Genomic DNA, 19,475 nt, shown 5'->3' on the forward strand with positions numbered 1-19,475 from the left:
CACCACAGTCCATTCGGACGTTGCAGGAGGCACACGCCTACCTGGGACCTCGGCGGCCGGTGGAGTCGGCTCCTGCTGTGGAGCGGGTGGCGTTCTTCCGGGAGTCGGCGCGGATCTATGCGGCGGTGGCCGAGGTCGACCGGTTCCACCATCACGAGGCGTTGTACTGGGCCACGCGGGAGCGGGAACACGCCCAGGCCGCGCAACTGGAACTGGACCGGGGCAAGGGGGTGGTCCCGGGTGCTCGTCATGCGTGAGAGCGAGAGCGCCGCAGCGCCGTTGTCGTTCGTGTCGGTGGCGCGGTTGGCGTTGGCGTCGGTGGTGCGTGATGAGGCGGCCCGGTTCGGGTACACGTGTCGGTCGTTGGCGGAGTTGACGGGGATGTCCTCGGCCACGGTGAACCGGTGCATGATGGGCAAACGGGAGATTTCCGAGTACGAGTTGGGGGCGTTCGGGGCCGCGTTCGGGTGGGATGGGGACGCCCGGGAGCGGGTGCGCCGGTTGTGGGTCACCAGCGTCACCGGGGCCGGGGAAGTCCACCACCGGGATGAGGTGCTGGACAGTCTGCACAAGTTGACCCGGGAATCGGTGATCGTGGCACCGTGGGTGCTGCCACCAAGGTTGCGCACCTCCGGCTACCACTGCCTGCTCACCGGACAACCCACCAGGCCGGAGCACCGACGGCCGTGGGAGGAGGGGCAGCACACTGTGGTGTATCTGACCCGGCAGGCGGTCACCATGCCCTCAGCACTTCCCGCACATCAGCGAGCGGAGCAGTTCGCCTACCTCGTCGACCTCGCTGGACGTGAGCAGGTGCACCTGCGGTTCCTGCCCGGTCAGGTCACCGGCGTGCACGGACTGGAACCGTTCGAGCTGGTACGGCTGCGCAACACCACCCGCTACGTCCGCCTCGACCACCACGGGATGACCACCCTGCTCGACAACCCCGGCGACGTACGCACCTACCGCAAGGTCCTCGACCACCTCGACTCGGTGGCCGCGCCGTCGCATCAGTGGCGGACCTGGCTGCGGGAGCACTGACCCCGAAAGTCCACAACAGACAAACATGTCCGCGCCCTGGTGGCGCGGTGATGACGCACGCCTCTTGTTAGGGAACAAACTAAAAGGGCACAGAAGCGGGATGGTTTGGCGGCCTGCCGCTCCTGTGCCTGTCCACTCGCAGGAGCAGACAATGACAACCCTAGAAGATCACCACCAGACCCGGTCAACCCCCAGAACCCGTCCGCACCCTGAAACGACTCATCTCTTCGGGGGTGGCCGATGACCCGACGTGACAAGTGGGTCGATCCCGCCCCGTTGGAGGTGGCCCGGCCTCGGCTGCCGTGGTGGACCCTGCTGCCCCGCACAGCCAAACTTGTGCTCACCCCGGTCGCCCTGGTGCTCATCGCCGGTTGGGTGCTGGTCAAGGCGGTGCGGGTGGCTTGGTACTACCCGACCTCGGTTGTTGTGGGGCTGGTGGGCGTGGGTGTCCACCGGTTGGGGCCGTGGTGGCTCGGCGGCCTGGCCCTCCTCGTTGCTGCGGGCCTCGCCGTGTGGTGGTGGCGTGACGTTGACGGGTTCCGCAGGTGGACGCGGTGGGGGCGCACGGAGGTCCGGCGGGCGTTCGTTTACGCGCCGCAGTGGCGGACAGTGATGCGGCTGACCTCGCTCGACGGGAAGGCGCGAGGACGGGAGTACCTGCCGAAGCTGCGGCGCACCCGGTCGGACTGGTGGCGCGATGTGGTGCGGGTGCGGATGGTCAAAGGCCAAGCACCGGAGCAGTGGGAAGCGCGCGCGTCGGGCTTGGCGCATGCCTTCGGTGCCCGCTCGTGTCGGGTGCGGGTGACCCGGCCCGGGTCGTTGGCGCTGGACCTGGTGCACGCTGACCCACTGGCCCGAGTGCTGCCGGTGCCCGCGTTGGCAGAGGAATCCGCGGTGGACCTGCGCCGGGTGACCATCGGGCGCACCGAGACCGGCAAGCCCTGGCGGCTGCGGCTCCTCGGCGGACAACACCTGGTCGTCGGGGTGCAGGGGGCGGGCAAGGGGTCGGTGCTGTGGGCGACCCTGTGGGCTCTCGCACCGCTGATCCGGTCCGGGGCCGTGCGCCTGGTGGGCGTCGACCCCAAGGGCGGGATGGAGCTGGGGCAGGCACCGGAGTTGTTCGCCCGGCTCGCCTATGACAACGGCCCGGCTGCTGTGGAGCTGCTGGAACAGGTCGCCGCCGACGTGCGGGAGCGGGCGGGCCGGTATCGGGGTGTGCGCCGGTGGTGGTCTCGGGACACCGGGGAGCCGTTCACGCTGGTGGTGGTCGATGAGTTGGCGGACTTGATCGCGTATCAGCCGGATCGCAAGCTGCGGGAGCGGGCGCAGGCGGCGTTGCAGACCATCACCTCGCAGGGGCGGGCACCGGGGTTCGGGGTGCTGGCGTTGGTCCAGGACCCACGCAAGGAGATCGTGCCGTTCCGCAACCTGTTCACCACCCGCACCGCGCTGCGCCTGGATGAAGCCGCCCAAGTGGACATGGTCCTTGGCGATGGTGTCCGGGCACGCGGGGCGAACGCGCACGAGATCAGCGAACACACACCCGGGGTCGCCTGGGTGAAGGAAGACGGCAAGCGGGAACCCGTCCGGGCTCGGGCGTTCTACCCCACGGACACGGACCTGGTCGAGCTGCGTCACTACATCACGGGCACCTCGGCGACGGTGGTGCCGTTCCCGGACAAGACCGAGCGGGGCGGTGAGGCGGCATGAGCACACCGGAGCAGGACGACACGGTGATTCGGTTACGCGGGCCGTTGTCGGCGGATGTGATCACGGCGGCGGCTGAGCAGCATGGGGTGTGTGTTCGACCGTTCACGATGGAGGTCACCGACTCCGACACCGGAGCAGTCCGCTACATCGGCGTCCCCTGCGGGTCCACAGTGGATTCCGTGTGCGCGCCCTGCGCGAAGAAGGCCCGGGCGTTGCGGATGGTCCAGTGCCGCGAAGGCTGGCACATGAGCACCGAACCCATCGACCAACGCGGCGAACCCACCTCCGATCAGCGGGCCATGGTCGAGTACCGAGCCGACCTCGTCGCCGCCTACCGGGAATCGGTGGAGGCAGGGGAAGCCGGTCATGCGGACGAACTCCGCGAGGAAATCCGCACCGTGGATGACGAGCTGCACGCGATGGGTGTGCGGGGACGGATGCCCAACCCCGACGGTGCGGGCAAGCGGACACCGGCCCGGTCGACCAGGCGGCGCCAGGACGCCCCGAACCTGCCTCGGCGGAAGGTGGAGAAGCGCACGGTCGGCCGGGAGTACGCCGGGGGCTACCGGCCCTCGATGTTCGTCACCCTGACCTGCGATTCCTACGGGCCGGTCCGTGGGGACGGGTCGCCGGTCAACCCTGCCCGGTATGACTATCGGCGGGCTGCTCGGGACGCGGTGCACTTCGCCTCCCTGGTGGACCGGTGGTGGCAGAACCTGCGCCGCGTTGTCGGGTGGGATGTGCAGTACTTCGCCACCGTGGAACCGCAGAAGCGCACCGCTCCGCACCTGCACACCGCGATCCGGGGCACCATCCCGCATGAGGTGCTGCGCCAGGTCACGGCGGCGACGTACCTGCAAGTCTGGTGGCCACCGCACGACGAACAACTCTATGGCGGCTACCGGATGCCGGTGTGGGAACCCGACGCCCGGGCCTTCGTCGACCCCGACACCCGCCAACCCCTCACCACCTGGGCCGACGCTGTCGACCAGATCGAGGCGCCCGCGCACGTGGCCACCTTCGGGGCACAAGTGCACTCCAAGGGCATCCTCGGCGGCTCCGACGAAGCAGGGCGCCACATCGGCTACCTAACCAAGTACCTCACCAAGTCCACAGGTGAGGTCATCCAGGCCACCACCGACGCCCAACGGACACACCACGACCGGCTGCACGCCGAACTTGAGGTCACCCCGTGCTCGCCTCGGTGCGCGGTCTGGCTGCTCTACGGCATCCAACCCCAGGGGGCCAGCTCGAAGACCAGCCCGGGGCACTGCAAGGGGCGGGCACACCGGCGGAGCACGCTCGGACTGCCGGGGCGGCGGGTGCTGGTCTCGCGGAAGTGGTCGGGCAAGACCCTCGCCGAGCACAAAGCCGACCGGGCCGCGTTCGTACACCGCATGTTGGCAGCGGTCGGGATCAGCAAGCCGCGGGAAGACCCCGCCCGGCTGGTCTGGCGCAAGCTCGCACCCGGCGACCAGAACGCCCCACCACGGGCGCACCTGCTCATGCACGCGATATCCGAGCGCATCACCTGGCGGGCCGAATACGAACGGGCGCTACTCGCCGCGCAACCACCACCAGGGGACGACCCGAATCTTTCAGCAACTCGGCCGATGGCCGCTTGACCAGGGGGAACAGCTATGGACAACGTCCGTTCAATTGATCGTCTCTGGACCGTGGAAGACGTGGCACGCTACCTGGCGGTGCCGGTTGAAACCATCCGAGCTTGGCGCAAGCGGGACTTCGGTCCTCGGGCTCGGAAGCTCGGAAAGCACCTGCGCTATGACCCGGTCGAGGTCCGTACCTGGTTCAGCGAAGCCGCGTAGGGGTCGACTGTGGGACATATCCAAGATCGCTGGTACCGGGCGGCGAAAGACCCGGAGACCGGTCGGCCGATTCTTGACGCCAAGGGGCGGCCGACCCGCGAGAAGACTTCGCTCCATGGGAAGGGTCTGCGGTACAAGGTCCGATATGTTGACTCGGACGGGGAAGAGAAGGCCGAGTCGTTTGCGGACAAGAAACTGCAAGCGGCTCGGAACTTCTTGACCAAGGTCGAGAATGATGTTCTCGCCGGGATCTACGTGGATGCGGATGCCGGTCGAGTCAAGTTCGAGGCCCATGCCGAGAGCTGGCTGAAAGGCCAGTCGCAGGACGCGAAGACTCAGGAGACATTGCGCAGTCGGTTGCGGAGTCAGCTCGTTCCGTACTTCGGCAAGCGATTCTTGAGCAGCATCGACACGGCCACGATCCGTGAATGGCTGGGGTCGATGACTGAGGCCGGGCTCGAACAGAGCTACCAACTGCTGCTGTTCGACATGATGGTCTCGATCATGTCCGCAGCCATCGATGACAAGAAGATCCGGTCGAACCCGCTTCTCGCTCGCAGCGTGAGCCGTCCCAAGCCGGTCAAACGGCGACTGGTGCCGTGGACGGAAGGGCGGTTGAACGGGGTGGCATCGGGCCTTTCCGGGCGGAATGCGATCGCCGTGCCGCTAGGGGCGGGTGCGGGGTTGCGGCAAGGCGAGATCCTCGGCTTTTCAACGGCGGACATCGACCGGGGAACCGGCACGCTCCACGTCGTGCGGCAAATTCGCGTGGTTGGGAAGACGCTGGTGTTCTCGCTGCCGAAGGGCGGGAAGACCCGTGACGTTCCGCTCGGGGAGGGCGTCATCGATGCCGTGGACGACCACGTGGAGCGGTACGGGACGCGGATGGTCACCCTGCCGTGGTCGACGGCGGACGGGCGGCCTGAGACGGTTGAGTTGGTGCTCATGCGGGAGGACGGCCGTCCCTGGTACGGGGACCTGTTCAACAAGGTGGAGTGGATGCCCGCGTTCGCTGAGGCTGGGCTCGTCTACCGGCGCAGGATCGACGGGATGCATGCGCTGCGGCACTTCTTCGCCTCGACGCTGCTCGCCAACGGCGTCTCCATCAAGGAGCTGGCCGAGTACCTGGGGCACTCGGACGTGAAGACGACGCTGGAGACCTACACCCACCTCATGCCGTCCAGCGGGGAGCGGGCTCGGCGGGCCGTCGACACGGTCTTCCAGCCTCGCGGCCTAGTCCTCGCTCAGACGGCCTGACGACGGCCTGATCATGAAAACACCTCTGGCAGCCACCACGCACAGCAGCGCCCGAGTCCACAGGGGACTCGGGCGCTACCGTGTCAGAACTGTTGGTACTACGTCACTTCAGCTCGGAGGACGACTTCCCGAGCAGGCGGCGGGCCACGATGAGCTGCTGGATCTGCTGGGTGCCCTCGAAGATGTCCAGGATCTTCGAGTCGCGGGCCCACTTCTCCAGGAGCGAGTTCTCGCTGTAGCCCAGCGACCCCGTCAGCTCCACGCAGCGCAGCGTGACGTCCGAGCCGGTGCGCCCGGCCTTGGCCTTGGCCATGGAGGCCTGCAGCGAGTTGGGCTTGCGGTTGTCGGCCATCCACGCCGCTTCCAGGGCCAGCAGGTACGCGGCCTCCCAGTCGGCTTCGAGCTGGAGGAAGGTGGCGGCGGCGGCGGACTGGGTCTGGGCGGGGCGGTCGTAGTCGATGACGACGCCCGACTCCTCCAGGATGCGGCGGGTTTCCTCCAGCGACGCCCTGGCCACGCCGATGGCCATGGCGGCCACCAGGGGGCGGGTGTTGTCGAAGGTCTGCATGACGCCCGCGAAGCCCTGCTCGGTGTTGACCTCGGGGCTGCCCAGCAGGTTGTCCTTGTGGACGCGGACGTTGTCCAGGCGGAAGTGGGCGGTGTCGGAGGCGCGGATGCCCAGCTTGTGCTCCAGGCGCACCAGCTCGAAGCCGGGGGTGCCGCGGTCGACCACGAAGGACTTGATCGCGGCCTTGCCCAGGTTGCGGTCGAGGGTGGCCCAGACGACCACGCAGTCCGCGCGCTCGCCGGAGGTCACGAAGATCTTCTCGCCGTTGAGGACGTAGTAGTCGCCGTCCTTGACCGCGGTGGCGCGGATGGCGCCGGAGTCGGAGCCGGTGTCGGGCTCGGTGATGGCCATGGCGGCCCACTTGCCCTTGTAGCGCTCGAGCTGCTCGTCGTTGGCGACCGAGGCGATGGCGGCGTTGCCCAGGCCCTGGCGCGGCATCGACAGCAGCAGGCCGACGTCGCCCCAGCACATCTCCATGGTGCCCAGGAGGAGCTGGAGGTTGGAGCCGTTGCGGTTGCCCTGCTCCTTGTCCTTCTTGCCGTCGCCGCGGCGGACGCCGCCCGCGCCGGTGCCGTTGCCGGAGGCCGAGAGGCCGTCCAGCAGGGCGGCCAGCATGTCGAGCTCCTTGGGGTAGGTGTGCTCGGCCTGGTCGTACTTGCGGGAGTTGGGCCGGAAGAACTCGGCGGCGGCGGCGTGGGCCTGCTCCACGAGCTGCTCGAACTTCTTGGGGATCTCGAGGTTGATCGTCATTTCCCTGTGTTCCTTACGCCTCGTGTGGGCCCTCAGACGAGGACGATGCCTTCGACCAGACCGATGGCCCGCAGGTCGCGGTACCACCGCTCCACGGGGTGCTCCTTGACGAAACCGTGGCCGCCGAGGAGCTGCACGCCGTCGTTGCCGATCAGCATGCCCTTGTCGGCGCACAGCTTGCGGGCCAGCGCGGCCTCGCGGGCGTAGGGCTTGCCCTGCTCGGCGCGCGAGGCGGCCTTGTAGGTGAGCAGGCGCATGCCCTCCAGCTCGATGCCGATGTTGGCGACCATGAACGCCACGCTCTGCCGGTGCGAGATGGGCTCGCCGAACGCCACCCGGTCGTTGACGTAGGGGATGACGTAGTCGAGCACGGCCTGGCCGGTGCCCAGGGCGAGGGCGCACCAGCCGATGCGGGAGAGCCGCACGCACTCGGCGAACACGTCGGCCTTGCCGCCGCCGAGCAGGGCGGTGGCGGGCAGCGCGACCTTGTCCAGGCGCAGGCGACCCATGCCCGCGGCGCGCAGGCCCATGGCGGGCTCGGACTCGACGGAGACGCCCGCGGAGCCGGACTCGACCAGGAACAGCGCCGGGCCGCGGCCGTCGAGGTCGGCGGCGACGACGAACAGCTCGGCCTGGTTGGCCCGCGGCACCAGGGACTTGACACCCTCGATGACGAAGCCGCCCGCGGTGCGGTAGGCCTTGGTCTTGAGCTTGAACGGGTCGAACAGCGGCGTGGGCTCCTGGATGGTCAGGGCCGCGGCCGGGACGTTGTCGCCGACGAAGGCGGGCAGGTAGGTGGCCTGCTGGGTCTCGTCGCCCCACTGGACCAGGGCGGTGCTGACCGCCGAGGGCGCCAGGCAGGCGACCGCGAGGCCCATGTCGCCGTGCGCGAGGGCCTCGGCGACCAGGACGTTGGTGACCGCGGAGCGCTCGGTGCCCAGGCCGCCGAGTTCCTCGGGCACGCCGACCAGGGTGACGCCGAGTTCCTGGATCTGCGACAGCAGGCCCTGCGGCGCCTCGCACTTGGCGTCGGCGTCGGCGGCGATGGGGCGGATCTGCTCGGCGGCGAACTCCACCACCGTGTCGCGGATCATGCCCTGCTCCTCGTCGGGCGTCAGGTCGAACAGACCGCGCTCCGGGGCCGAGGGCAGGCGCTTGGGCTTGCTCTGCTTGGTGGCCGAGGCGAACGTGCGGCTGGCCGCGCCGACCGCGGTGAAGCCGCTCCTGGTCGCCTCGTAGAGCCCGCGCTCCACCGGCTTGCGCAGGCCGAAGCGGTCGAGCACCTCCGTGCTCGCCAGCTTGTTCAGCGCCGCGAGGACCGTGCCCATGGCGTCCCGCCTGGGCTGCGCGGTGCCCGTTCCCTCTTTCGTGGCCATGGTGCTCCCACCTCAGTGTCGAACCGTCCGATCTGGCTTACCTACTCTAGAGTAGCAAGCGGGTTCGTTCGACCTCTGTGACCGGCGTCACCTGTTTGCCGGAGTGCTCGAACTATCCCCCATCGGAGTGAAAAGTGCAGGCCAGGGCCGATTTCCGCCGGTTACGGGGAAGCGACAAATCGGTTTCAGGAACCGCCGCGCACGAAGCCCCGGCGCTTGTCGACCAGGTTCACCAGCGGCCTGCCGTCGCGGAAGCGCTCCAGGTTGTCCTGGAAGCGGCGCACCAGCTCCTCCCGCCAGCCGACGACGTCCCCGGACATGTGCGGGGAGATCAGCACGTTCGGCATGTCCCACAGCGGCGAGGACGGCGGCAGCGGGTCGTCGCGGAACACGTCGAAGGCCGCGCCCGCGATCTCCCGCGAGTCCAGCGCGTCGATCAGGTCCGGCTGCACCACCAGCCCGCCGCGGCCGACGTTGACCAGCCGGGCGGTGCCGCGCATGGCGCGCAGGGCGGCCGCGTCGATCAGCCCGGTCGTCTCGGGGGTGAGCGGAGCGGCGAGGACCACCCAGTCGTGGTGCGGCAGCGCGGCGCGCAGCCCCGCCATCGGCACCACGTCACCCAGGTCGGGGTCGGCGGCCCTGGCCACCCGGCCCACCCCGGAGACGATGACCCCCGCGGCGCCGAGCTTGCGGCCGATGGCGCGGCCGATCGGACCGGTGCCGACCACCAGCGCCCGCGAGCCCGCCAGCCGCTCGGTCTCCCGGTGGCTCCAGTGCCTGCGCTGCTGCAGGCGGATGGTCGTGGGCAGGTCCTTGGCGAAGGCGAGCACCAGGCCGAGCACGTACTCGGCCATCGGCTCGTCGAACACGCCGCGGGAGTTGGTCAGCAGCACGTCGCTGTCGCGCAGCCCGGGGAAGAGCAGGTTGTCCACACCCGCGCTGGCCGCGTGCACCCACCGCAGCGAGTCCGCGGCGTCCCACACGCGGGCCAGGACGGGGGTCCGTGAGTCCCACACGAACAGTGCGTGCGCCCCGTTGAGGGCCGACCACAGCCCGCCCGCGGTCGTGTAGCGGACCCGCGACAGCGCCTCGACCGGTCCCATCGCGGGCGGGCGGTCGGCGCCGTGCAGGACCACGACGATCGGCTGGCTCATGTCCATGGCGAAATGCATCCCCGTTCGGGTGGGCCGGGTTCGACGACGCCGCGCCGGGTGCCACTGCTCCATTCGAGCAGGGCATCACTCGTTCGGCGTAGCGCCGCTCACGCTGCCGGGAGCACGGCCGCACTGTTGTCCACCGTTTGCCCCGGAACGGGGCAGGCTGTGGTCCCCGTCGCGCACCTCCAGGGTACGTCGGTTGCCGGGATTCGAGAGATGCGCAGGTGAGGGGCTGGGCGGGGCGTTCGGCGGGGGTCGGGCCCGAACTGCGTACGGTCCTGTCCGCATAGGGACCTTGGACCCTAACCGTGCTGAGGTTGAATCTAGAACCATCCCTCGTATGCAGCAGTCGCGCCTCTGGTGCGGAGCCAAAATCCCGGCTACCATCACTCTCCGTCAGGGCCACCATCGAATCCGACTGTCATGCGGACGGGTGGAGCGGTGAGCCGGGACAGCAGCGTCGTCCCGAATTCCGACGGCGTGTCCTCTCCTCTTTCGGTGTGCCGCTATCTCTGGGGGCTCAAGTGAGTTCAGCTACCCCGTCCGTTCCGGACACAACCGCCCGTCCCGGCCGTTCGGCCTCGACGGACGCCGTCTTCACCCGGCTCAAGAGCACCGCCTTCCACGAGCTGGTGGCCGCCTCGCTCGCCGGGGACAGGGAAGCCCAGGGCACGCTGTTCGCCTGGATCAACCCGGCGATCATCCGCTACTGCCGCGCCCGCATCGGCCGCACCGGCAGCGCGTTCTCCTCCGCCGACGACGTCGCCCAGGAGATCCTGCTCGCCGTCCTCGGCGCCCTGCCCCGCTACTCCGACGACCGCGAGTCGTTCCTGCCGTTCGTCTACGGCATCGCCTCGCACAAGGTCGCCGACTACTACCGCCGCTCCGGCCGCGACCGCTCCGACCCCGTCGCCGACGTCCCCGACACCATCGACCACGGCCTGGGCCCGGAGCAGTCCATGCTGCGCGGGGAGATGCGCGAACGCCTGGTGGGCCTGCTCGACACCCTGGCCCCCCGCCAGCGCGAGATCCTGGTGCTGCGCCTGGTCGTCGGCCTCTCCGCGCAGGAGACCGCCACCGCCATCGGCCTCACCGCCACCGCCGTCCGCGTCGCCCAGCACCGCGCGCTCAACCGCCTGCGCGGCGGCCTGACCGCCGGTGAGTGGCTATAGGACTCCCCCTCGGTCGCGGAAGGGGCCCGGCGATCGACGCCGGGCCCCTTCCGCTTCCCGACCGGACGGGCTCCAGGCAGGACACGGGCAGGACCCCGCGGCGGCCCGGTTCCGCGGAACCGGGCCGCCGCGGGGTCACTTCGCGGTGGCGCGCAGGTAGAGCTGGACCTCGATGCGGCCGGGCTCGGCCTCGGCCTCGAACTCGCGCAGGTCGAGCACGTCGAAACCGGCGTCCGCCACGACCCGGCGCAGCTGGTCCGGCGGGTAGGCGGTGACCGTGGTGGGCGAGCCGAGGAAGTTCACCGGGAACGCGTCGAAGTCGCCCTGCACCATGCTGATCACCAGCAGCTTCGGGCCGCGCAGCAGCCCCCGGACGGCGCGCAGGGTGGCGGTGATGTCGGCCTTGGGCAGCATCAGCAGGGCGAAGAAGGTGGCCACCGCGTCGAACTCGCCCAGGTCGGCCAGGTCGCGCAGGTCGCCGTGGACGAACGTGGCCCCCGGGGCGTTCTCGCGGGCCAGGTCGAGCATCACCGACGACTCGTCGACGCCGACGACCTCCATGCCCGCGTCGACGAACTGCTTGACGGTGGGCAGGCCGCTGCCGCAGCCCAGGTCCAGCACCCGCGACCCGGCGGGGAGCTGGTCGATCAGCCACTGCGCCTCGGCGATCTGGACGTCGCGCTCCACGAAGGACTCGTCGTAGCGGCTGCCGATGAGGTCGAAGGCGGGGACGGGGGGGTTCTCGGTCACGCCGCACAGCATGCCTGTGGACACTGCACCGGTCTAGGGTCGATTGCGGCTCGTCCACTCCAGGAACCGGGCCACCCCGCGCAGCACGTGCGCGCTGCGGATCGAGGGGAAGACGTCGAACGCGTGCTGCGCGCCGCTGATCTCCGCGTACGCGACCGGGTTCGTCGACACCGCCCGCAGGCGGCGCACGAACTCGCGCGCCTCCGGCACCGGGACCAGGGTGTCGGCGGCGCCGTGCACCACGAAGAACGGCGGCGCGTCGGCCCGCACCTGCGCCAGCGGCGACAGGCTCCGGTACAGCTCCGGGTACCGGCGCGGGTCCTTGCCGACGACGTAGCGGCTCAGCAGCAGCGACAGCCGCACGGTGGCGGCGCGGGTCTCGGTCTCGGCGGCCAGGTCGTAGACGCCGTAGTGCGGCGCGCAGGCCTGCACCGAGGTGTCGGCGTCCTCGAACCCGGGCTGCCACCGCGGGTCGTTGCCGGTCAGCGCCAGCATGGTCGCCAGGTGCCCGCCCGCCGACCCGCCGGTGACGGCGACGAACCCCGGGTCGCCGCCGTACTCGGCGGCGTGCTCGCGCACCCAGGCCACCGCCCGCTTGAGCGCGACGAGCTGCTGGTCGACCCGGGTCTTCGGCGACAGCGGGTAGTTCACCGAGACGCACAGCCAGCCGTTGGCGGCCAGGTGCAGCATCAGCGGGATGCCCTGCTGGTCCTTGCGGCCGGTCAGCCACGCGCCGCCGTGCACCTGGATCAGCACCGGCCGCTTCGCCCCCTGGTCGCGGTGGTGGTAGACGTCCAGCTCGAAGCGCCGCCCGCCGGGGGCGTAGGGCAGGTCGCGGCGGCGCACCACGGTCGGGTCGGCCAGCCGGAACGGCAGCAGCACCTGCCGCCACGGCACCGCCAGCTCGGCCCGGGTGGGCACGTGGTCGAGGCCCTCGGCGTAGTCCTCGCCCAGCGCCTCGCGCAGCCCGGCCTCGACCTCCGCCGCCGCCTTGCGCCCGGACAGCGCGAGCGCGGCCAGCCCGGCGACGGACAGCCCGCCGAGCACGGCGGCGACCCGGTCGTCCCGGTCGCGCAGGCCGCGGCGGGCGAGGCCGGTGAGCGTGGCCGCCGCCTCCGCGGCCAGCAGGTGCGGTGACAGCTCGGCGGTGAGCCAGCCTGCCAGGAACGTGGGCAGCGAAGTCCACGGGTTCCGCAGCGGGCGCAGGGCGTTGACCGTCAGCGCCAGCAGCCCGGCCTCGCGCAGCACCCGCTTTCGTCCCATGAGCCGATGCTAAGCCGTGTCCACCGCCGCCGGGGGTCCTTCCGGGAGCGATCCACAGCACCTCCCGGGCATGTCCTTGCTTGAGGCGCGCTAGGACATGTCCTCAAAGCCCGGGATTTTGCTGGTATGCCCGGCTGGGTGGATGTGTTTGGCCGGGGCCCCTACAGCGATCATGTGCCCAGTGTGACCGAGTGGGGCTGAAGAGATGCCCCACAGCCCAAGCAGGCTTGCACATGATCGCCACCCCCACCCAAACACATCCACCCACCCGGGCATTCGCGTAGCCGGGCCGGCGGTTGCGGGGGTGATCGGCAGCTGCGCAGGGTGGGATTGCGGGTGGCCGGCCGCCAGGCCAGCGGTTGGCGGAGTGGTCGCCGGCTTTGAGGACAGGCTCTAGGCCCAGCTCAGTTCCACGTCGTCGAGGGCGGGGGCGTCGTCGCGGGCGGGGACGGTGGTGCGGGCGCGCAGGGAGGATTCGCTGAGCCAGGCTCGGGTGCGGAGGGTTTCGCCGGGGTAGACGACGCCGGTGAAGCGGGCGCCGAAGTCGGTGACCGGGTCCGGGTCGCCGTCGAGGACCGCGCCGACGAGGGCCTTGCAGACCACCCCGTAGGTGCACAGGCCGTGCAGGATGGGGGCCGGGAAGCCCGCGGCCCTGGCGAAGGCGGGGTCGGCGTGCAGGGGGTTGCGGTCGCCGCACAGGCGGTAGAGCAGGGCCTGCTGCGGCAGGGTCACCGAGTCGACGGTGAGGTCCGGTGGGCCGGGTGGGGTCCACCGCTCGGCCTTCGGGCCGCGGTCGCCGCCGAAGCCGCCCAGGCCGCGCACGACCAGCGTCGACCGGCTCGTCCACAGTGGACCGGCCGGTGCGTGCGCCACCGAGTCGACCACCAGCACCGCGCTGGAACCCTTGTCCCACAATTGGGTCAGCGACCGCTCGACGCGCACCTCGCCCTCGGTCGGCAGCGGCAGCCGCACCGACACCGCCTGGCCGCCGTGCAGCACCCGGGACAGGTCGGCGGTCACGCCGGGCAGGGTCAGCGCGGGTGGGTCGAACATGCCCAGGCTGGGCACGAGGGCGCCGTAGGTGGGCAGCACACGCAGGCCGTCCTCGTGGGCGTAGCGCAGTTCCCTCGGGTCGAACGGGTCGCTGCCCGCGCCCAGGGCCAGGTGGTAGCGCTGCACGTCGACCGGGGACCAGCGGTGGTCGACGTCGGGCAGCCGGGCACCGAGCGCCACCCCGGGGTCGATCGGCATCGGTGCGGTCCTCACTCGTAGGCGATCTCGACCTTCTCGGTCAGCGGGTGCGACTGGCAGGCGAGCCGGTAGCCGTCGGCCTTCTCCTCCTCCGACAGCGGGTCGTCGGCGTCCATCCGCACGTCACCGGAGACGAGCTTGTAGACGCAGGTGCCGCAGGAGGCGGCCTGGCAGGAGTAGGGGGCGTCGATCCCGGCGTCCAGCAGGACGTCGAGCAGGACGTCGCCCACCGGCCAGTCCGCGGTGTGCGTGGCGCCGTCGAGCTGCACGGTCACCACGGCGGTCTCCAGCGGCTTCGCCTCGGCCGCCGCCTTCGCCGCCGCCTTGGCCGCCGCCTTGGCCGCGGCCTGCTCCAGCCGCTCGAACGGGTTGGCCGCCAGGGACACGAACCGCTCCATGTGCCTGCGCTCGCGCGGCACCTCCAGCTCGGTCAGCGCCTCGGTCACCGCGGTCATGAACGGCTGCGGGCCGCAGGTGTAGACGTCGTGGTCGGCGTGCGGGCGGGCCAGGTCGACCAGGTCGGCGAGCGCCGGGATGCCGCGCTCGGACTCCAGCCAGTGCGCCACGGTGAGCCTGCCGGGGTGCGCCGCGGCCAGCTCAGCCAGCCGGTCGGCGAAGATCACCGACCGGGGGTCGCGGTTGGCGTAGACCAGGGCGACCTCGCGGTGCCCCTGGTCCAGCGCGGACTTGATGATCGACATGATCGGGGTGATGCCGGAGCCGCCCGCGAACAGCAGCAGGTCGTGGTCGTAGTGCTTGGGGCCGAACACGCCCGAGGGGGCCAGCACCTCGATCGTGTCGCCGGGGGCGACGTTGTCGCAGACCCAGTTGGAGGCGTAGCCGTCGGCGGTGCGCTTGACGGTGACCTGCGGGCGGTCGCCGGTGTGCGGGGAGCTCGACAGCGAGTAGCAGCGGGCCACCGAGCCGCACTCGTCGCTGGGCACCCGCAGCGTCAGGAACTGGCCGGGCCGGTATTCGAGCTGCGCGTCGAAGACGATCGAGCGGGCGTCGGGTGTCTCGGCGATCACCTCCGCCACCGTCAGCAGGTGCGTCGTGAGTGCGGCCACCGCGGAACCTCCTCGTTGTCCGGCGCGCGCCGCGGGGGCGCACCGTCCGTGTTCGCACCGCATCATCCCGCTCACGCACGGTCGCGCGAAACCCCTGGGCGGGGGTCGCTCGGAGGAAGGCGCGACCCCCGCCCGCGTCACCACTCGCGGCGGACCAGCGCCTCCTCCCGGCCGAAGCGCTCGTCGGCGGGGCCGCCGGTGCCCGCCACCGCCTCCCGGATCGCCTGCGCCTGGACCAGCGCCCCCGCCGACTGCTCCAGCGCGGTGTCGAGCATCGGGCACGTGGGCGGCGCCTGCTTCCCCACCACCTGACCGTCCCCCGCGCAGGAGCGGGCCAGCAGGACGGTGCGGTGCGCGCGCAGCAGGTGCCGTTCGACGCGCAGGTCGATCCGCGCCCGCTCGCGCCGCATCCTGGCGTCGATCGACCGCGCCCCGGCGATGGCCCGGTCGGCCCGGCGCAGGCCGCGGGCCCGCTCGACGTCCGCCCGGTGCACCACGGCGGTGAGCCCGGCCACCAGCCGGGTCGTCGGCGACCCGTCGAAGGCGTGCTGGAGCACCAGCACCCACGGCGCCGCGACCGCGCAGCCCGCGAGCACCAGCCCCACCACCGACGCCACCGCGACCTGGTCGACCATCTGCCCCTCGTACCTGACCCACAGGAAGACCGACGCCGCCGCCCCCGCGCTGATCAGGCCCAGCAGCAGGCACAGCAGCACCAGCACCGGGCCGCGCGGCGGGAACTCCTCCGCCGGGTCGTGCTCGGTGCCCGGGTACGCGCAGGCCACCCGCCAGGCCCAGATCCGCTCCCCGACGACGACCGCCAGCTTCGCCTGCACCCCGGCCCCGAACAGGGCGAACGCGCAGGCCGTCACCAGCTCCGGGACACCGGGGTCGGCCCAGTCGAGGTTGAGCAGCAGGCCGAACACCACCAGCAGCGCCACCGCGTCGACCAGCAGCAGCAGGTGCGCCAGCACCGTCGCCGCCCGGCCGCGGACGTGGTCGTGGATGGACACCCCCCGCTCCCGGTCGGCGCGGATCGCGGCCTTGGCCGCGGCCAGCTCGCCGCGCGCCGCCCCGGCGGTGGTCGACCACCCCGACCAGGCCGTGGCCCGCTTCCCCCCGACGACCCGGTCCCTGTCCTCGGCCGCGACGACGTCCGCGCAGCGCAGCTCCGCCGCCAGCGCCGCCCGCTGCGCCTTGCCGCTCCACCGCAGGACCCGGCGCCCGCGCCGACCGAACACCCGGTTCGCCGCCGACTCGGCCAGCGACCCGTGCGCCGCCTCGGCCGGACCGCCCCCGCCACCCCGCCGGGCGAGGGAGGTCGCGGTCGAGGACCGCCACGGGTGCCGCAGCCACTCCGCCGTGCTCAGGTGCCGCCTCACGACCGCCCACCCCCCGCGGTCACCGCGACCACGACGGCACGGTTGCGCTGCGCCGCCACGGGGTCCAGGGCGCCGTCTGCTCCCCGGTCGACGGCGAGGGGCTCGTCGAACCCCACCCCGAGGACGGTCACCGCCGACCCCGGCACCCCCAGCGCCACCAGGGCGTCGCGGACCGCGGTGGCCCTGGCCAGGCTCAGCCGCCGGGCGGTGTCGGCGGGCCCGACGGAGGCGGTGTGCCCGGTCAGGGTGATGCCCGCCCCCGCCGGGAGGTTCCCGGCGAGCTGCCGCAGCACCGGCCCGGCCGACTCCAGCAGCACGGCGGAGTCGGGTCCGAACAGCACGTCGCTGGGCAGCGCGATCGGCGCGGCCTGCGGGACCGGCTCCGAGATCACCGGCGGTTCGGGGACCGGGACCGTGGGCACCGGTGTGGTCGAGACCGGCCGCCCGCCGGTCACCGGGTCGGGGTCCACCGCGCACTCCACCGCGCCGCCCGCGCGGCAGAGCCCCGTCCAGAAGTCGACCAGCCGGTTGCGCAGTTGCGGCGGCAACGGCCGCTGCGGTGCCTCGGTGTCGCCGATCCCGCTGAACACGACCCGCTTCCCGGTGAGGTTCGGGACGAGCCCGAGCGACCGGGCGCGTTCCACGGTCGACTCCGCCCCGACCCGGTCCCAGCCGAGGTCCGCGGTGGCCAGCGGTCCGGTGGTCTGCAAGCCGGAGCTGAGCAGCACCCCGGTGACCCTCCCCGGGGTGCGCCCGATGTGGTCGAGCAGGGCGAGCGGGTCCGATCGGGAGGCGCCGCTCCCGGTCCCGGCCAGGAGCGCGCCCACCCGCTGCACCTCCTGCCGGGTGAGCGCCCGGCGCCGCGCGGCGTCGTGCTCGACCTGCGCCCCGCGCCGGAGCCGCAGCTCCCCTTCCTCGACCACCCGGGGGCGCTGGTCCCCGGCCACGACGACCCTCAGGCTCGCGTGGTCGCCCTGGAGCGCGGTGGTGATCTCCTGCCGCGCCCGTGCGGTCAACGTGGGCGCGGGCTCGTTGGCCCCCGCCGTCATGGCGAGCACGAGGACGTCGTCGTCCCCCGCCGCCTCCGGGGCGCACCCCACGACGAGTGCGCCGAACAGCACCGTTGCTGTCAGAAGAGCTGTGACCTGCTGGTTCTCCCTCATCGAGCACCTCATTCCCAGGCGGGGGCGGCTCCCGAGGCCGCCCGCCGTGTGGCGTACGCCACCGATACCCAGATTGCGTAACAGAAGTGCCTGACACAAGTGCCTCATGCAATTGCATACAGAGACACCACCCGTTCGGAGCAGCACAAACGCCTCGGGCGACAGCCGAATGGCGCAGTGGCGCCGCGAACCATCCGAAGGTGTGATCCCGCCCGAGAGCTCCCTGGTGAACACTGGATTTCAACCCCAGCAACAGGTTGGGCAGCGGTGCGCGCGCCACGTTCCCACTGGCGCCCACCCGGGACACCGGTGTTAACCTCGACGACGGGCTCTCGTCATGCAATTGCACGACGCTGTGCAGCGGCTCCCCGCCTGCCTGGTCGCTTTGCGACGCGCTGAGCCGTTCGGGAAGCCGCGACGACAGCCGAGGCAGCATGATCCACACCGTCCGGGGTCACGCCGCCGAGTAGGAGGGGACATGCCCAGCCAGGGCCCGCTCATCCCCCGACGCCGCCTGGGCGCCGAACTCCGCAGGCTCCGCGAGGCCGCGGGCCTGCACCTCGAGCACGCCGCCGCCCACCTCGAGTGCAGCACCAGCAAGATCTCGCGCCTGGAGACCGGCCAGGGCATCCCCAAGACGCGCGACATCCGCGACCTGCTCGGCCTCTACGGCCTCACCGACCAGCGGGCCCAGGACCGCCTGCTGCGCCTCGCCGGGGACGGCCGCCGCCAGGCCTGGTGGCAGGGCCTGGACCTCAACGAGGCCATGACCGGCAGCATGGACCAGTACATCTCCCTGGAATCCGAGGCGTCGCTGCAACGGGACTACAGTTGCTCGTTCATCTTCGGCCAGTTCCAGACCGAGGAATACGCCAAGGCCCTGTTCAGCGGCCTGTTCGAACACGCGCCGCAGTCCACCGTCGACAGCCGCGTTCAACTGCGCATGAAACGCCAGGCCGAATTCCGCGCGCGCACCGACCGCCCCAGGCTCGACATCGTGCTCGACGAGTCCACGCTGCGCCGCAGGGTCGGCTCGGCCGAGGTCATGCGCGCCCAGCTCGCCGAACTCCTGCTGGTCAACGACACGCCGGGGTACCGGCTGCGGGTCCTGCCGTTCAGCGCGCGGCCGGACATGGGCATGCAGTGCTCGTACGTGATCTTCACCTTCGACAGCGATTTCGACCGGAACGCGGTCCACATCGAACTACCGGGGGGTGACCGCTGGTTGGAAGTGGAAGCCGACGTGGAGCGGTACACCCGCTTCTTCCAGGCCCTCGTGGAGAAAAGCCTCGACGAGGAGGAAACCAACGCCTTGATCAAAGAAATCATGGCCTATCACCAGTAGGTGCACCAGTGCAGATGCGTGCCGACTTCCGGCAGAGCAGCTTTTGTTCCAACGGCAGTTGCGTCCAGGTCGGGCTGCTGACCGACGGCCGGGTGGCCCTGCGGGACTCCAAGAACCCCGCCGTGCCCGCCCAGGTGTTCCCCGAGCAGGGGTGGGACCTGTTCCGGGCCCGGGTCAAATCGGGCGCCCTGGACCCGTGCCCGGCGGTGTGAGCGGTTGTCCGTTTTTCGTCACTGGTGATCACGTGTTATCGAGCGCTAACCTGAAGGTGAAAGTCCTGTCACACCGCTGATCCAGCGCACCACCGACTCGGGGTGTCGGGGGGCCGCCGCGGTGCGGCTCGGCGAGAGGGGGCCCGGTGCACCAGTTCAGGCGCAGCAGCCGATGTTCCAACGGG

18 protein-coding genes are annotated in these 19,475 nt (G+C 71.1%); 9 read left to right on the forward strand and 9 right to left on the reverse strand.

The annotated features are described in order from the left end of the window. Positions 1-20 precede the first annotated feature (20 nt). The 6 genes from L6E12_RS29350 to L6E12_RS35575 all read left to right on the forward strand — a co-directional run bounded on the left by L6E12_RS29350 (position 21) and on the right by L6E12_RS35575 (position 5,834). Complete coding sequence (locus L6E12_RS29350; RefSeq protein WP_236231171.1) at positions 21-257, forward strand: AMED_5909 family protein; 237 nt, start codon at positions 21-23, stop codon at positions 255-257. Next, positions 250-1,041 carry a Scr1 family TA system antitoxin-like transcriptional regulator gene (locus L6E12_RS29355; RefSeq protein WP_236231172.1) on the forward strand — a complete coding sequence of 264 codons (792 nt, stop codon included), beginning with the start codon at positions 250-252 and terminating at the stop codon, positions 1,039-1,041. Before L6E12_RS29350 ends, L6E12_RS29355 begins: the two co-directional genes overlap by 8 nt. A gap of 240 nt (positions 1,042-1,281) precedes the next feature. Continuing rightward, the gene (locus L6E12_RS29360; protein WP_236231173.1) at positions 1,282-2,751 is read left to right on the forward strand and encodes an FtsK/SpoIIIE domain-containing protein; all 1,470 of its coding nucleotides are present in this window, start codon (positions 1,282-1,284) and stop codon (positions 2,749-2,751) included. After that, entirely contained in the window at positions 2,748-4,376 is a 1,629-nt protein-coding gene (locus L6E12_RS29365; protein ID WP_236231174.1) for a replication initiator, read from the forward strand. The genes L6E12_RS29360 and L6E12_RS29365 overlap by 4 nt, the downstream gene beginning before the upstream one ends. Positions 4,377-4,391: 15 nt before the next feature. After that, on the forward strand, positions 4,392-4,577 hold the full coding sequence (locus L6E12_RS29370) for an AlpA family transcriptional regulator (RefSeq protein ID WP_236231175.1): 186 nt from the start codon (positions 4,392-4,394) through the stop codon (positions 4,575-4,577). Positions 4,578-4,586: 9 nt separating this feature from the next. Beyond that, the gene (locus L6E12_RS35575; protein WP_236231176.1) at positions 4,587-5,834 is read left to right on the forward strand and encodes a tyrosine-type recombinase/integrase; all 1,248 of its coding nucleotides are present in this window, start codon (positions 4,587-4,589) and stop codon (positions 5,832-5,834) included. A gap of 103 nt (positions 5,835-5,937) precedes the next feature. On the opposite strand, the gene L6E12_RS29380 is transcribed toward L6E12_RS35575, so the two are convergent. The 3 genes from L6E12_RS29380 to L6E12_RS29390 all read right to left on the reverse strand — a co-directional run bounded on the left by L6E12_RS29380 (position 5,938) and on the right by L6E12_RS29390 (position 9,688). Further along, positions 5,938-7,152 carry an acyl-CoA dehydrogenase family protein gene (locus tag L6E12_RS29380; protein ID WP_236231177.1) on the reverse strand — a complete coding sequence of 405 codons (1,215 nt, stop codon included), beginning with the start codon at positions 7,150-7,152 and terminating at the stop codon, positions 5,938-5,940. A gap of 32 nt (positions 7,153-7,184) precedes the next feature. Further along, positions 7,185-8,480, reverse strand: coding sequence for an acyl-CoA dehydrogenase family protein (locus tag L6E12_RS29385; protein WP_236231197.1), 1,296 nt, complete (start codon positions 8,478-8,480; stop codon positions 7,185-7,187). A gap of 233 nt (positions 8,481-8,713) precedes the next feature. Further along, on the reverse strand, positions 8,714-9,688 hold the full coding sequence (locus L6E12_RS29390; RefSeq protein ID WP_236231178.1) for a D-2-hydroxyacid dehydrogenase: 975 nt from the start codon (positions 9,686-9,688) through the stop codon (positions 8,714-8,716). A gap of 521 nt (positions 9,689-10,209) precedes the next feature. Here L6E12_RS29390 and shbA point away from each other — a divergent pair. After that, complete coding sequence (gene shbA, locus L6E12_RS29395; RefSeq protein WP_308075344.1) at positions 10,210-10,857, forward strand: RNA polymerase sigma factor ShbA; 648 nt, start codon at positions 10,210-10,212, stop codon at positions 10,855-10,857. Between the two features lie 135 nt (positions 10,858-10,992). On the opposite strand, the gene L6E12_RS29400 is transcribed toward shbA, so the two are convergent. The 6 genes from L6E12_RS29400 to L6E12_RS29425 form a co-directional block, all read right to left on the reverse strand. Then, positions 10,993-11,607, reverse strand: coding sequence for a class I SAM-dependent methyltransferase (locus L6E12_RS29400; protein ID WP_236231179.1), 615 nt, complete (start codon positions 11,605-11,607; stop codon positions 10,993-10,995). A 33-nt stretch (positions 11,608-11,640) separates the two neighbouring features. Continuing rightward, the gene (locus L6E12_RS29405; protein ID WP_236231180.1) at positions 11,641-12,870 is read right to left on the reverse strand and encodes an alpha/beta hydrolase; all 1,230 of its coding nucleotides are present in this window, start codon (positions 12,868-12,870) and stop codon (positions 11,641-11,643) included. Positions 12,871-13,263: 393 nt separating this feature from the next. After that, positions 13,264-14,121, reverse strand: coding sequence for a MaoC/PaaZ C-terminal domain-containing protein (locus tag L6E12_RS29410; protein ID WP_236231181.1), 858 nt, complete (start codon positions 14,119-14,121; stop codon positions 13,264-13,266). An 11-nt stretch (positions 14,122-14,132) separates the two neighbouring features. Continuing rightward, positions 14,133-15,188: a ferredoxin--NADP reductase gene (locus L6E12_RS29415; protein ID WP_236231182.1), complete on the reverse strand. Its 1,056-nt coding sequence runs from the start codon at positions 15,186-15,188 to the stop codon at positions 14,133-14,135. Positions 15,189-15,325: 137 nt separating this feature from the next. Next, the gene (locus tag L6E12_RS29420; protein ID WP_236231183.1) at positions 15,326-16,570 is read right to left on the reverse strand and encodes a hypothetical protein; all 1,245 of its coding nucleotides are present in this window, start codon (positions 16,568-16,570) and stop codon (positions 15,326-15,328) included. After that, positions 16,567-17,733, reverse strand: a complete 1,167-nt coding sequence (locus L6E12_RS29425; protein WP_236231184.1) for an OmpA family protein — start codon at positions 17,731-17,733, stop codon at positions 16,567-16,569. The genes L6E12_RS29420 and L6E12_RS29425 overlap by 4 nt, the downstream gene beginning before the upstream one ends. Positions 17,734-18,211: 478 nt before the next feature. Here L6E12_RS29425 and L6E12_RS29430 point away from each other — a divergent pair, with 478 nt between their 5' ends. Continuing rightward, positions 18,212-19,078: a helix-turn-helix transcriptional regulator gene (locus L6E12_RS29430; RefSeq protein ID WP_236231185.1), complete on the forward strand. Its 867-nt coding sequence runs from the start codon at positions 18,212-18,214 to the stop codon at positions 19,076-19,078. A 14-nt stretch (positions 19,079-19,092) separates the two neighbouring features. Continuing rightward, the gene (locus tag L6E12_RS29435; protein ID WP_236231186.1) at positions 19,093-19,290 is read left to right on the forward strand and encodes a DUF397 domain-containing protein; all 198 of its coding nucleotides are present in this window, start codon (positions 19,093-19,095) and stop codon (positions 19,288-19,290) included. Positions 19,291-19,475 lie beyond the last annotated feature (185 nt).

This window comes from Actinokineospora sp. PR83, assembly GCF_021056305.1.
GTDB classification, from domain to species: domain Bacteria; phylum Actinomycetota; class Actinomycetes; order Mycobacteriales; family Pseudonocardiaceae; genus Actinokineospora; species Actinokineospora spheciospongiae.

What these genes read in the sequence shown, in the direction of transcription:
- L6E12_RS29385 (WP_236231197.1), bottom strand. Translation starts at nt 8,480, where the DNA reads ATGGGCACGGTCCTCGCGGCGCTGAACAAGCTGGCGAGCACGGAGGTG.
- L6E12_RS29430 (WP_236231185.1), top strand. Translation starts at nt 18,212, where the DNA reads ATGCCCAGCCAGGGCCCGCTCATCCCCCGACGCCGCCTGGGCGCCGAA.
- L6E12_RS29410 (WP_236231181.1), bottom strand. Translation starts at nt 14,121, where the DNA reads ATGCCGATCGACCCCGGGGTGGCGCTCGGTGCCCGGCTGCCCGACGTC.
- L6E12_RS29425 (WP_236231184.1), bottom strand. Translation starts at nt 17,733, where the DNA reads ATGAGGGAGAACCAGCAGGTCACAGCTCTTCTGACAGCAACGGTGCTG.
- L6E12_RS29405 (WP_236231180.1), bottom strand. Translation starts at nt 12,870, where the DNA reads ATGGGACGAAAGCGGGTGCTGCGCGAGGCCGGGCTGCTGGCGCTGACG.
- L6E12_RS29360 (WP_236231173.1), top strand. Translation starts at nt 1,282, where the DNA reads ATGACCCGACGTGACAAGTGGGTCGATCCCGCCCCGTTGGAGGTGGCC.
- L6E12_RS29380 (WP_236231177.1), bottom strand. Translation starts at nt 7,152, where the DNA reads ATGACGATCAACCTCGAGATCCCCAAGAAGTTCGAGCAGCTCGTGGAG.
- L6E12_RS29435 (WP_236231186.1), top strand. Translation starts at nt 19,093, where the DNA reads ATGCGTGCCGACTTCCGGCAGAGCAGCTTTTGTTCCAACGGCAGTTGC.
- L6E12_RS29370 (WP_236231175.1), top strand. Translation starts at nt 4,392, where the DNA reads ATGGACAACGTCCGTTCAATTGATCGTCTCTGGACCGTGGAAGACGTG.
- L6E12_RS29390 (WP_236231178.1), bottom strand. Translation starts at nt 9,688, where the DNA reads ATGGACATGAGCCAGCCGATCGTCGTGGTCCTGCACGGCGCCGACCGC.
- L6E12_RS29355 (WP_236231172.1), top strand. Translation starts at nt 250, where the DNA reads ATGCGTGAGAGCGAGAGCGCCGCAGCGCCGTTGTCGTTCGTGTCGGTG.
- L6E12_RS29365 (WP_236231174.1), top strand. Translation starts at nt 2,748, where the DNA reads ATGAGCACACCGGAGCAGGACGACACGGTGATTCGGTTACGCGGGCCG.